Genomic DNA, 12695 nt, shown 5'->3' with positions numbered 1-12695 from the left:
GAGACGTCCGTTGCTGGTGCAGTTCAGATCAGTCCAGCACCGTCACCCGGTTCGGGGTCGGGCCGGTGACCGGGGAGTTCGCCTTCAGGTAGGCGTTGAACGCCTCCAGGTCCTCGCCGCCACCGGCGCGGTTCGTGCCCTCGGCCAGCACCGTGAAGCCGTCGCCGCCGTCGGCCAGGAACGAGTTCACCGTGACCCGGTAGGTGGTGTCCGCCTGGATCGTCTCGCCGTTCAGCTTGATCGAGCTCGCGTCCACCTTGCTGCCGATCGCCGCCGACTTCGAGTAGCTGTAGGTGAAGCCCTCGGAGACGCCCAGGTGCAGGAACTTGGTGGAGCCGTCGGCCTGCGCGGACCACTGCTGCTCGAGCATGGTGTCGATCTGCTGGCCGGTCAGGTCGATCGAGACCAGCAGATTGCCGAACGGCTGCACCGTGAACGACTCGCCGTAGGTGACCTTGCCGTCGCCCTCACCGGCGTCCGAGCCGGCGAAGCTGAGGTCGGCCCGCACGCCACCGGGGTTCATGAACGCCATCTGCGCCCCGCCGTCGCCGGCGGCCTTGGTGGCATCGAGCTGGGCGTCGGCGATCAGGTCGCCCAGGCTGGACTCACTGTCGCGGCTCTCGCTGCGCTTGATGTCGGCGGTGATGTCACCCACGACCTCGTTGGCGATCGGGCCGGCCAGCTCCTTCCACTTCGCGATCAGCTTGGTCTGCGCTGCGTCCTTCTTCTGCTTGTGCCCGACCACCACGTTCTTGGCCTTCGACTTCGACCGGATCACGTCACCGGTCTTCTTGTCGATCTTCAGGTCGATCTCGGTGACCGTGCGGCCGTACGAGAGGTTGCTGGTGACCAGGCGGGGGTTGCCGTTCGGGTCCTTGATGTCGCACACGTAGGAGTTGTGCGTGTGGCCGCTCAGGATCACGTCGATGCTCGGGCTGAGATTCTGCGCGATGTCCACGATCGGGCCGGACAGGTTGGTCTTGCCGCCGGTGTTGCACTTGTAGTCGAAGGGGGCGCCCTCGGTGGTGGGGGTACCGCCCTCGTGCACCAGCGCGACGATCGTCTTTACCCCACGCTTGCGCAGGTCCTTGGCGGCCAGGTTGGCGGCCTTGACCTCGTCCGTGAAGGTGACGTCCTTGATCCCGGCCTGGGCGACCAGCTCGGGGGACTCCTTGGTGACCACGCCGATGATGCCGACCTTGACGCCGTTCACGACCTTTACCGTGGTGGGCGGCAGCACCGTCCTACCGGTCGAGCTGCTGAACCAGCTGCCGTACTTCTTGGCGTTCTTCGGCTTGGTGACCTTGGCGTTCTTCTTGTACTTGACGTTGCCGGCCAGCATCTTGAAGTTCGCGCCCGGGTAGTTCGTCTTGCCGAACTTGCCCTCGGTGGGGTGGTTGCCGCCGTACTGCATGCGCAGCAGCTCGGGGACGCCCTCGTCGAACTCGTGGTTGCCCACGACGGCCGCGTCGACCTTCATCTTGTTCAGCGCGTCGATGCTCGGCTCGTCCTTGAACAGGCCGGACAGGAACGGCGAGCCACCGATCTGGTCGCCGGTGGCCAGCGTCAGGCTGTTCTTCTCGCCCTTGCGCAGGGTGCTCAGCTTGGTCGCCAGGTACTCGGCGCCGCCGGCCTCGACCTCGCCCGTCTTGGTCAGCACGGTGCCGGCGCTGTCGGACTCGAGGTAGCCGTGGAAGTCGTTGAACCCGAGGATCTGCAGGTCCACGGTCTTGGCGGGCTTCTTCTTGGCCTGGGCCGAGGGGCTGCCGTCGGCGGCCTGAGCGGGCGTGGCAGGCAGGGCGAACAGGGCGGCAACGGTGCCCGCGGCCACGGCCGCGGTGATTCCGCCTCTACGCAAGGGGGAGGACGTCATGAGCGAAAACTATCCGTGACCGCGCGGGCGATCCAGGACTAAAGCGATAGAAGGCGCCCCGAACGCAAACATTGACCTATCGTTCACAAAAGGCCACCCGAAGAGCCTTCTGGGCTGAGTGGCCGGCACCGAGTTGAATGGTGGTCATGGCACGCTGGACGGCCCGCCGGGCGGGGGAGAACGGTTACCTGGTCGACGTGCCGGACGCGGATCCGGCCCAGCTCGCCGACGGGGTGCGAGGGCTGTGCCAGGAGCGGGGCATCGGTCTGGTCGAGGTGGTCCCGGGGATGAGCACCGTCCTGATCGTCTTCCAGGACCCTCGTGCGGTTCAGATCGAGACGCTGCTGGCCGAGGTCGATGCCGCCCCGGCCAGCGGTGAGGTCGGCACGCTCACCATCGACGTGCAGTACGACGGACCGGATCTGGCCGAGGTGGCGGCGCTGACCGGTCTGGCCGAGCAGCAGGTGATCGATCTGCACACCCAGACCGAGTTCCGGGCCGCTTTCAGTGGGTTCGCTCCCGGCTTCGCCTATCTCACCGGGGTGCCGCAGCAGTTGCGGGTGCCGCGCCGGCCCGACCCCCGGCCGGTGGTGCCGGCCGGTTCGGTGGCCCTGGCCGATGAGTTCACCGCGGTCTACCCGAAGCGGCTGCCGGGCGGATGGCAGCTGATCGGGACCACGCAGCAGCCGCTTTGGATCATGCGCCGGAATCCGCCGGCTGTGATCCGCCCGGGGATGACGGTCCGGTTCCGGCAGGTCGGCTGATGGTCTTCTTCCGGGTGCTGGACCCTGGCGTGTTCACCACGATGCAGGACGAGGGGCGGCCGGGCCATGCGCATCTCGGTGTGCCCCGGTCCGGCGCCCTGGACCAGGAGTCGTACCGCCTGGCCAATCGTCTGGTCGGGAACCGCTCTGGGGCAACCGCTCTCGAGACCACCATGCGTGGCCCCAGGTTGCTTTGGGACGCACAGCAATTTGAGGACGTTTCCGAGCCGGTTTGGGTCGCGGTCACCGGAGCGCCGGTGCCGGTTCGGATCAACGGACGTCCGGCCGCCTTCGCTGCTGCGGTCCGGTTGCTGCCTGGTGAGGTGCTCGAGATCGGTACCGCAGTGGCCGGGTTGCGCAGCTACGTTGCGGTTTCGGGTGGGTTCGTGAACAAGAGCCCGCTGAGGAGCGGTTCCACCGACGTTCTCAGCGGGCTGGGGCCCCCGGCGCTCGCGGTCGGGCACGAGTTGCCGGTCGGGCCGGCCGCCCCGATACCGAGCATCGAATTCGTCGTGCCCACCGGCGTCTTCCATCAACCGGTTCTCGATCTGATTCCCGGACCGCGGGCCGACTGGTTCACCCCGGAGGCGCTGATGCTCCTCGCCCGGACCGCGTGGCAGGTCTCGCCGACCAGCAACCGGGTGGGCCTGCGCCTGGAAGGCCCTGCCCTGGAACGGGTCCGGTTCGGCGAACTACCTTCCGAAGGCATGATGACCGGCAGTGTGCAGGTCCCGGGCAACGGCCGGCCGGTGCTGTTCCTGAACGACCACCCGGTCACCGGCGGCTATCCGGTGATCGGGGTGGTCACCCGGGCTTCGCTCGACCGGGCCGCGCAGGCGGCGCCGGGCACCACCCTGCGGTTCAGGCTCCGGACAGCATTGCGCTGATCGCCGTACGGGCCCGGTGCACCTGTGCGGCCTGGGCGTCGAGCTTGCACAGTTCCTTCTGCAGCACGGCCACCACCGAATCGCAGGTCTGAACCTCGAGCTTCTGGTTCAGCACACAAGGCAGCACCTGCTCGATGGCGGCCAAAGGCAGACCGGCGGCCAGCAGCGCCCGGATCCGGGCCACCGTCTCGACCGCACAGTCCGGGAACTCGCGGTAGCCGTTGCTCCGCCGCTCCGCGCTGAGCAGGCCGTTCGCCTCGTAATGGCGCAGCGAGCGGACACTTGCCCCCGTGCGTTGCGCCAGTTCGCCGATCCGCATCGTCGCCCCCAGAGGTCCGCTGCTTGACCCTGACGCAGGTGTCAGTGTTTACCGTAACGGCCGTCCGAGCGGAATTGCTTCCCTGGTGAGTGGCGCGATGCAGACCGGCATTTTCACGGCCATCACCGATGAGCAGATGCACCCGGCCGAACTGGGCCGCCAGATCGAGAGCCTGGGCTTCGAGTCGTTGTTCGTGCCTGAGCACACGCACATCCCAACCCGTTTCGCCACCCCCACGCCGGACGGCAATCCGCTGCCGCGCGACTACTACCGCAACCTCGACCCGTTCATCAGCCTGACCGCGGCGGCGGTGGCCACCACCCGGCTGCGGCTGGGCACGGCGGTGGCCCTGGTGGTGCAGCGCGATCCGATTCATCTGGCCAAGGAGTTGGCCAGCCTGGATCTGGTCTCAGGAGGCCGGGTGGAGCTCGGGGCGGGAGCGGGCTGGCTGCGTGAGGAGATGCTCAATCACGGTACCGATCCGGGCCGGCGGGTCACTCTGCTGATGGAACGGCTGGCCGCGGTGAAGACGATCTGGACTCAGGAGGACGCCGAGTTCCATGGCCGGTTCGTCGATTTCGATCAGCTGAGGATGTGGCCGAAGCCGGTCCAGAGTCCGCATCCGCCGATCTGGGTGGCGGGCTGGGGGCCGAGTACCTTCGCCCGCGTGGTGGCCTCGGAGAACGGCTGGATGGCGCCGGTGGGCCTTCCGCTGGACGAACTGGAGCGTGGGATGAAGGAACTCGCCACGGTGGCGGCGCGCAGCGAGGCCGCGGTGCCGCCGGTGCTGGCCACCTTCCACGGGCCCTCTCAGCACGATCTGGAGAGGGCCCGGGAACTGGGTGTGCACCGGGTACTGCTGGCACTGTGGCCGGTTCAGGGCCGCTCGGAGACTCTGCGGGCCCTGGACCGCTACGCGCTACTTCTCTGAACTGGTCGTTCTCAACGGCGTTCGGCCCGGAGCTGCTGCTTCAGGTGTGCCGGGGCCACCGCGCGGGCCAGGTGCCAGCCGACCACCGCGACGATCGTGCCCAGCGAGATGCCGGACAACGAGAAGTCGTCGGTGACCACCAGCGAGGTGTCGCCGATCGCGATCACGATGCCCGCGGCCAGCGGCACCAGGTTGACCGGGTTGCCGAAGTCCACCCTGTTCTGCACCCAGATCTTGGCGCCGAGCAGGCCGATCATGCCGTAGAGCACCACCGTGATCCCGCCCAGCACACCGCCCGGGGTGGCCGCCACCAGGGCGCCGAACTTGGGGCAGAGGCCGAACAGGATCGCCACGATCGCGGCCACGTAGTACGCCGCGGTGGAGTACACCCGGGTCGCCGCCATCACGCCGATGTTCTCGGCGTAGGTGGTGGTCGGGGAACCGCCGACCGCGCTGGCCAGCACCGTGCCCACACCGTCACCGGCGATCGCCCGGCCCATGTACGGGTCCAGGTCCTCGCGGGTCATCTCGCCGACCGCCTTCACGTGCCCGGCGTTCTCCGCGACCAGGGCGATCACCGCGGGCAGGACCAGCAGGATGAAGGTGCCCGAGAAGGTCGGGGTGTGCCAGCCAGCGATCTCCAGGCCGTCCGGGCCGATCACGGTCTTCTCCGGGAAGCCGAACCAGGCCGCGCTCTCGACGCCGTCCCAGACCACCCGCCAGTGCGTGTCCACCTCGCCGGTGCCCGCGTTGAAAGCGGTGATCTGGCCGAAGGTCTGGTCGAACACCCAGGACAGGACGTAGCCGAAGACCAGGCCCAGGAAGATCGCGATCCGGCCGATGAAGCCGCCCACGGCCACGCTCAGCACGATCACGAACAGCATCACCAGCAGGGCCACCCACTGGTCCTGCGGCCAGTAGGTGTCGGCCACCACCGGCGCCAGGTTGAAGCCGATCAGCATCACCACCGCACCGGTCACGGCCGGCGGCAGGATCTCGTTGACCACCCGGGCGCCGGCGAAATGGATCACCAGGCCCACCGCGATCAGCACCAGGCCGGCCACCAGGATCGCCCCGGTGACGTCGGCGGAGTCACCGCCCTGGGCCCGGATCGCGGCCACCCCGCCGATGAACGAGACGCTGGTGCCCAGGTACGAGGGCACCTTGTTCTGCACGATCAGCAGGAACACGATCGTCGCGATCCCGCTCATCATGATCGCCAGCTGCGGGTTCAGGCCCATCAGGACCGGGAAGACGAAGGTGGCGCCGAACATCGCCACCACGTGCTGGGCGCCGAGCCCGATCGTGCGGTCCCAGCTGAGCCGCTCGTGCGGTGCTACGACATCGCCCGGAGCCAGCGTCTTGCCGTCTCCGTGCAGCTTCCAGCCGATGGCCATTGCGGTGTTTCTCCTCTTGACGGGGTGGTGCTCTCCGACGCCGAAGCGTAGGAGGGGGTGGTACAGCGCGTCACTCGGCTGTAGATCCTTTTAACCCGATCCTCACAGACACCTTGCTTGAGGACGCGGTGCGCACCTTGATCACACTGGTTGCCGGAGGCACCGGCGGGCCGCTTTGTGACCGCTCAGTAGCGAGCCGTCGCCTTCCGTGGACCGATCGGAGGCCCTCCGCGAGTCTGACGATGCGGATGCCCGATCTGTCGCCCCCGTCCGGTAGTTTCAGTCGGGTTCCTCAGACGTGCTGTTGTCCGCTGAGTCACTTCGCGGACGTTCGGAGGTAAGAAAATGACGGCCGCGAGCCTGACCCTGTTCCCTCTCCTCTCCGGTCCGATCCGGCCGGCGCGGGTGAGCGCGATCGTGTCAGGGGCTGTCTACCTGGAGTTGGATCCGGTGACCGGGGAGGACGGTAAACAGCTGCCCGGTGCCGTGGTGGCCCTGCTGGACCCGGCCGCGGTGCAGCTGCCGATCGGCCTGACCCTGCCGCCCGGCGTGGCCGATCTGGTCCCGGTGATGGTCAACGGCACGCCGGTCTCCCCGGGCCCGATCGAGTTCGGCTACGGCGCGGTCTCCATGGCCGGTACCCGGCTGCCGGTGCTGCGCTGGTGGAACCCCACCCAGCCCAAGCAGGTGCTGCCCCCGCCGGCCCCCGAGCTGCTGCCGACCACGCTGCTGGACAGCCTGCTGGCCGAGGCCGCGGGCCCGCTCGACGAAGGCCTGGACCTGCTGCGCCAGGGCGAGGCCGAGGCCGCCTTCAAGGCCCTGCTGGGCGTAGGCCCCGGCCTCACCCCGGCCGGCGACGACGCCCTCATCGGCGCCCTCGCCGCCCTCGCCGCCTGGGCCCCCCGCTCCACCACCCACCGCCTCCTGGCCGACGGCGTGGCGGGTGCCGACGGCCGCACCACCGCCATCAGCGCCGCCCTGCTGCGCTCCGCGGTCAAGGGCGCGGTCGTGCCCCAGCTCATCCGCTTCGTCGGCGCCCTGAGCACCGGAGACCCGGCCGCCATCCGCCCCGCCCTGGACCAGGTGCTCCCGGTCGGCGCCAGCTCCGGCGCCGCCATGGCCGCCGGGGCGGTCGCCCAGCTCACCTGCCTGATGCAGGGCCCCACCCGGCGCCGCGCCGCAATCGACGCCACCGGCCCGATCGGCGCCATCGCGGTCTCCTGACCTTTCCTGATCCAGCCGTTCGCCCCGCTGGAGCCGCTCTCAGACGCGGCTCCAGCACCCCGGCCCTCAGCACCAGAGCCTCGGCACCCGGACCTTCAGCGCCTGGGCCTCGGCACCCGGGCCCTCGTGACAAGGTCAGCAGCGCGAGACCGACAGCTCTGGTTCGGCAGCACGAGGCTGGCAGCACCGGGCTGGCAGCACGCGGGCTCTCATGACTAGTGGTGCCGCTGATGTAGTTCACCGTCGGCGGCGGACTAGGCCGCGCAATCCGGGATTTGTTTTCCTTGCCCGGTGACGGTGGGCGCATCCCAGGATCGGGGCAATAAAGTTTGCTATATCCAGATTTTATTGCCCCGATGTAGCGAACCGCCCCCTTGGATCGCGGATCGTGGCACGGGCTTCGGGGAGCGGGGAAAGCCACTGGCGAACTCCCCTTCGGCCCGCGCAACGCACTCGCACTGCATGACGCCTGCGCCTAGGTACGTCCGGGCAGAACCGCACCCGCCGCAAGGGCAGAGTCCAGCTCGTTGAGGTCAGAGCTCTGGCGGAGTCGATTCAGCGCACCGAGGTTGCCGCGCCACCCACGGTGCCCAGATTTGGACACTGCAGCCGATCGGCACCAGACCAGCCGCAGCGCCACTGGAACGTTGCCGGATCGCTATCGGTTCGCCACGGTCCCTGCCATGGTCGCCAGCACTGCCTCGCCCCGCCGCCGACATCCCTCGGGACCCGGCGCCCGACCGTTAAGACTTCGAGCCCTCACGCCCGGTCCGTTTAACAGTGCACCCTGCCAAGGAAGCACTGACAACGTGTACATCGAGTCCACCCGGTACCAGACGTACACGATGTACACATTCACGCCCTTGCTCCATTGCCCGGGCTCCGACGGCGAAGGCCAATCCGCAGCCATGGCCCATCTCTGAAACGCCGCCGCCCGACAAACCCTCAAGGCACGCGCAACCATCTGCGAAACCCCAGACCCCACCTGGCAAAATCCTTGAACTTCGCCTCTCGAGCGCCAGGCCGCCGACGATCCCGACCCGCGCCAGAAGTGCACCCACTGAGTGCTTTTGGGGCGACATCCGACCTCGAGACAGGCCAAACCGTCCCCCGACTGGGCTACGTCCGCGTTACATAGAACCCGCTAAAGATCACTGGATTCGCCCGTCCGCACGCCAACCGTCACGGCGTGCAACATTTCCCGGGTATTGCCGCACCCTGTCCCCCGAAAGGGGTTGCGCAATCGGCAATTTCCCCGGGGAAACCGTCGCGGTTCGTAGCCTTACGCCCGCGTAGGGGTGAGGCTACGTGCTGGACGTTCATCCGACGGGGAGGGCGTCGATAAGGCATCTCGGTGGGGCTTCACAGATGGGGCCCCGGGAGCTCTCACGCGGAGGAAACGCAATGCGCACCCCTAAATTCACGGCCAAGCGAGCCCTCGGCCTGACTGCTGCTGCCGCGCTCGCGGTGGCGGGCACCCTGACCATTGCAGGCACGTCAGAGGCTGCCGCAACGCCGCTAAAGCTCAACAAGGTCACTGGCAACGCCGCTGGTGGAACTCAGATAAGCGTCACTGGCAAGGGCTTCCAGGATAAGCTGGGTGAAGATATCGCCAAAGCCGCCGTCTTCTTCCCCGGTGCCGCATGTCTCGCCGCAGATGCGGCGACCGGAGTTGATGCAGCGGCGTTCAACGTGGTGAGCGCCACGAAAATTACTTTGACGACGGATGCGCTCACCGGTGGTTCCTGGACACTCTGTGTCTTCGACGGCACTACCGCTGCGGCAGCATCTCTAGGATCAGGCGCTTTTAAGACCGCAGCAGCGCCCACCGCGACAACCATCTCTGGTGGTACGGGCGGTATCGCGAAGGCTCCAGTTAAGGGCGGAAATACGGTCACCGTAACTGGAACCGGATTCACGGCCAAGACAACCGCCACCGTGGACGGTGTGAAGGCAACGGCCACATATGTCGATGCGAATAGGCTCTCCGTCAAGTTGCCTGCGCACGCACCGGGTGCAGGTTTCCCCGTCCGAGTCACGAGCGAGTACGGATCTGCCAACACTACGACCGATACCCTGACATACGTCCCCGTTGTTAGTGTGAAGCCGGCCGTCGGGGACGGTACGGCAAACCGTGTTGTCACCGTGACCGGTGCGGGCTTCGACAAGCTCACGTTCGGGGGCGCTGGTGCAAAGGTGGTCGTGGCTTTCGTTCCCGGCGGTACAACCTTGACTGCGAACACCACTGACACGGCTGATCTCTTCCCCTGCACCGGGGTCATCGTCGAGAGCGACACATCGTTGACCTGTAAGACGGCTGCATTGAGCGGCGCATTTTCGGTCCAGTTGCTGAACGCAACAGCTGCTGGCCTCTACACCTCGGAGGTAACCCCGGTGTCGAAGACTGCGACCTACACGGCTGCCATGTTCTGATCCAGAAAGGCAGCACACACCGCTTCTTCTGAAACGCACCGAAGCCCGGCCCCCGCGAGGGGACCGGGCTCCGGCCTTTTGCGGCTGAGGGGGTCAGCCGTTGTTGCTGACCGTCAGCACCGACTTGCTGGTGAACACCTGGTTGGCGCCGGCGAACGGGGAGGCCGGGGCGAAGGTGATCTGGTAGACACCTTCGGCCAGGGCCGGGATGGTCAGGGTGCCGGACTTGCCCTTGGTGTCCAGCTTGACCTTGTCGGCGGCGAGGGCCGCGTCGGCCGACAATGCGCTGCCGTCGGCCTTGGCGATGTTCTTCAGGGTGAAGGTGCCGGACAGGCCCACGCCGTTGATCTTGACGTCGCCGCCGGCCGTGGTCAGCACGTTCTTGGTCAGGCCGGTGATTGCGGCGTCGTACTTCAGGTTGAACGAGTCGATCTCGACGCCGTTGCGGTACACGGTGATCGGGACGGTTTCGCCGGGGGTGCCGGTCGGGATCGCGGCCTCGACGGTGTCCTTGTCGATGTACTTCAGGGCGATCGTCTTGAAGCTGTCCTTGCCGTTGACCGTGACCTTGCTCTTGGCGCTGAACCTCAGCGAGTTGAAGGTCTTGACGTCGGCCCCGAGGATGCTGCCGGCCACGGTGAGCCGGGCCCCGCCGCCGTTGCCGCCGATGTTGGCCAGGCCGGTGACGTCGGCGGAGGCCACGGCCTCGATGCGCTCGGTGGGCTTGCTGCTGGCGACGGTCTCGCCCAGGCCGCTCTTGAGCACCACGCGGTAGGCGCCGGTCGCGATCGGGCTCGGCACGCTGGTCACCGGCGTGGCGATGACGATCTGGGTCTGCTTGCTGCTCTTGATCGTGGCCTTGATGTCGGTGCTGGCGTCGACGGCGGCGACCGGGCGCAGGAAGACACCGTAGGAGGCAGGCGTCGTGGTGGCGGCTTCGGCGACGGCGCCCAGGTTGGTTCCGTAAACCGTTACGTCGCTGGTGGTTGCGGTGTTGAACGCGGCCGCGGAGAGCCGGGTGAGCTTCGGGGCCACGAACTTGGTGTCGAGCTTGGTGGCCGGGGAGATCGCGGCGAGCTGGAAGCCGGTGGTGTAGGTGGTGGCCAGGCGCCAGGCACCTTCCTGGCCGGTCACGTTGGCCGGGAGCTTGACCCGTACCTCGGTGGCGGTCTTGGTGTAGCCCTCGGCGGCCGCGGTCAGCGCAGCGAGGTCGGCGCGGGAGGTCAGCGTGAGTTCCTGCGCCGACGCGTCACCGGCGACGGTGGTGGCCAGCTTCAGCCCGGTGATCTTGTCCAGTCCGACGCCGCGGATCGTGCCGATCCGGGATCCGTCGGCGCCGTCCAGCTTCCACATCACGCTGGTGATCTTGCCTTCGTACTTGATCTCGGCCTCGCCGGTGTCCACCCCGTCCTTCTTGAACGTGATGGTCGCCGCGGTGCCGGCCTCACCGGCGGGCAGCGCGACCGTGACCTTGGTGGCGGAGACCCAGGTCACCGGGATGGTGCGGGAGTTGACGACGGCCGTCCACTTGGCGGCCCGGAAGTCGGCCAGGCTGGCCTCGAAAGTGTCGGTCGTCGCGGTGATCTCGAGCTTGCCGTTACCGGCGGCGGGGTTGTGCACGGTGGCGGGGGTGTACGTGGCGGGGGCGGCCACCGGCGCGGCGTTGACCAGAACGTTGTTGCCGGCCGAGGCCGCCTGGAACGCGGAGCCGGGAGCGGCGGCACTCGCCGAGGGGGCGAACAGGCTGACGCCAAGGGCGGTGGCGATCAGCGAGCCCACGACCCGGTTGCGCGTCAGGCACTTCCGGTTCGCCGAGTCCGTGGCAGTTTCGTGGGCGGTGACGTTGTTCAAGCTCATGTGACAGATAGTGATTCAGGGCTAGCTCAACGTGAACCACCGAATGAGTGAACGCCGCACGCCCCGTGCTCGCCGACTCACTCGTCCGGCGCAGCGATCTGCAAGAAACTCAGGCGAGATTCTCAGCCAGGGCTCTGGTCTGGGCCGGTCCTACCCGGCAACAACCACCGATGATGCGCGCTCCCGACGCAACCCAGCCGTCTACGTCTCCAAGCAAACCCTGAGAGCTGGAGGCGGGCGTCCAAACTCGGCGGACCGTGTCCCAACCCTCCCCGCTGTTCGGATAAACCACGCCGGGCTTGCCGCTGGTGTCAGCGGCCAGTGCTACGGCAGCCCCGGCGCCCACGGGATCGGTGCAGTTGATGCCCACCGCGATCAGCGAAGCGGCAGAACCGGCCATTGCGAAGGCTTTTGCGGCTGGTTCATCGCGTCGAGTAAGAACACCAACTGGGGACGTTTGGGTGGTCAGGGAGAGCCAGGCTGGGTGACCGAGGCGGTCCAGTTCCAAGAGAAGAGCCTCGACCTCGAGCAGCGAGGGCACGGTTTCGACCGCCAGGACGTCAATTCCGGCCTCGGCCAGCAGTTCTAGCCGGGGGCGATGAAAGTCGCGCAACGAGGACAGGCTGATATCCCCGTACTGCCCGGTGTATTCGGAGCCGTCGGCCAGCATGGCGCCGTAGGGTCCGACCGAGCCGGCGATGAAAGCCTGGCGGCCGGACTCGTCGATGGCCTGTCGGGCCAGCTCGACCGAGCGGCGGATGAGCTGCTGGGCCGTGGCGGATGAGTACCCGGCGCGGGCGAAGCCCTCCAGGGAGGCCTGGTAGCTGGCGGTGGTGATGATGTCGGCGCCGGCGTCGAGAAAAGCCCGGTGCGCCGCGACCACGGCGGAGGGCGCATCGAGCAGCAACTGGGCGGACCAGAGCTGCCCGGAGATGTCGTACCCGCGATATTCGAGTTCGGTGGACAGGCCTCCGTCCAGGAGCAGAGGCCTGTCACCCAACGGCAGCACG

General features: G+C 67.6%; 10 protein-coding genes. 5 read left to right on the top strand and 5 right to left on the bottom strand.

The window, feature by feature from the left end; translation table 11 throughout:
* Positions 1–28: 28 nt before the first annotated feature.
* Positions 29–1873 carry a bifunctional metallophosphatase/5'-nucleotidase gene (locus LR394_RS02650; protein WP_231438699.1) on the bottom strand — a complete coding sequence of 615 codons (1845 nt, stop codon included), beginning with the start codon at positions 1871–1873 and terminating at the stop codon, positions 29–31.
* Between the two features lie 146 nt (positions 1874–2019).
* Here LR394_RS02650 and LR394_RS02645 point away from each other — a divergent pair, with 146 nt between their 5' ends.
* Positions 2020–2637, top strand: coding sequence for a 5-oxoprolinase subunit B family protein (locus LR394_RS02645; protein WP_231438698.1), 618 nt, complete (start codon positions 2020–2022; stop codon positions 2635–2637).
* Positions 2637–3524 carry a 5-oxoprolinase subunit C family protein gene (locus tag LR394_RS02640; protein ID WP_231438697.1) on the top strand — a complete coding sequence of 296 codons (888 nt, stop codon included), beginning with the start codon at positions 2637–2639 and terminating at the stop codon, positions 3522–3524. Before LR394_RS02645 ends, LR394_RS02640 begins: the two co-directional genes overlap by 1 nt.
* Here the strand turns inward: LR394_RS02640 and LR394_RS02635 are convergent.
* Positions 3499–3843, bottom strand: coding sequence for a MerR family transcriptional regulator (locus tag LR394_RS02635; RefSeq protein ID WP_231438696.1), 345 nt, complete (start codon positions 3841–3843; stop codon positions 3499–3501). The two genes, LR394_RS02640 and LR394_RS02635, sit on opposite strands and share 26 nt — an antisense overlap.
* Positions 3844–3940: 97 nt before the next feature.
* Between LR394_RS02635 and LR394_RS02630 the strand changes: the two genes are divergently transcribed.
* Positions 3941–4774: an LLM class F420-dependent oxidoreductase gene (locus LR394_RS02630; protein WP_231438695.1), complete on the top strand. Its 834-nt coding sequence runs from the start codon at positions 3941–3943 to the stop codon at positions 4772–4774.
* An 11-nt stretch (positions 4775–4785) separates the two neighbouring features.
* Here the strand turns inward: LR394_RS02630 and LR394_RS02625 are convergent, their stop codons facing one another.
* On the bottom strand, positions 4786–6171 hold the full coding sequence (locus LR394_RS02625; protein ID WP_231438694.1) for a uracil-xanthine permease family protein: 1386 nt from the start codon (positions 6169–6171) through the stop codon (positions 4786–4788).
* Positions 6172–6516: 345 nt separating this feature from the next.
* On the opposite strand from LR394_RS02625, the gene LR394_RS02620 reads away from it, so the two are divergent.
* The gene (locus LR394_RS02620; RefSeq protein ID WP_231438693.1) at positions 6517–7395 is read left to right on the top strand and encodes an oxamate carbamoyltransferase subunit AllH family protein; all 879 of its coding nucleotides are present in this window, start codon (positions 6517–6519) and stop codon (positions 7393–7395) included.
* Between the two features lie 1308 nt (positions 7396–8703).
* Positions 8704–9828: an IPT/TIG domain-containing protein gene (locus LR394_RS02615; protein ID WP_231438692.1), complete on the top strand. Its 1125-nt coding sequence runs from the start codon at positions 8704–8706 to the stop codon at positions 9826–9828.
* Positions 9829–9921: 93 nt separating this feature from the next.
* Here the strand turns inward: LR394_RS02615 and LR394_RS02610 are convergent, their stop codons facing one another.
* Both LR394_RS02610 and mmuM read right to left on the bottom strand, forming a co-directional pair.
* The gene (locus tag LR394_RS02610; RefSeq protein WP_231438691.1) at positions 9922–11685 is read right to left on the bottom strand and encodes a hypothetical protein; all 1764 of its coding nucleotides are present in this window, start codon (positions 11683–11685) and stop codon (positions 9922–9924) included.
* Positions 11686–11794: 109 nt separating this feature from the next.
* Entirely contained in the window at positions 11795–12694 is a 900-nt protein-coding gene (gene mmuM / locus LR394_RS02605) for a homocysteine S-methyltransferase (RefSeq protein WP_407936962.1), read from the bottom strand.
* Between the last annotated feature and the right edge of the window lies 1 nt (position 12695).

It is taken from the genome of Kineosporia babensis, from assembly GCF_021129305.1.
Classification (GTDB): Bacteria; Actinomycetota; Actinomycetes; order Actinomycetales; family Kineosporiaceae; genus Kineosporia; species Kineosporia babensis.
The sequence above is the reverse complement of the archived record's forward strand: the minus strand, read 5'-3'. Positions and strand labels throughout refer to the sequence as shown.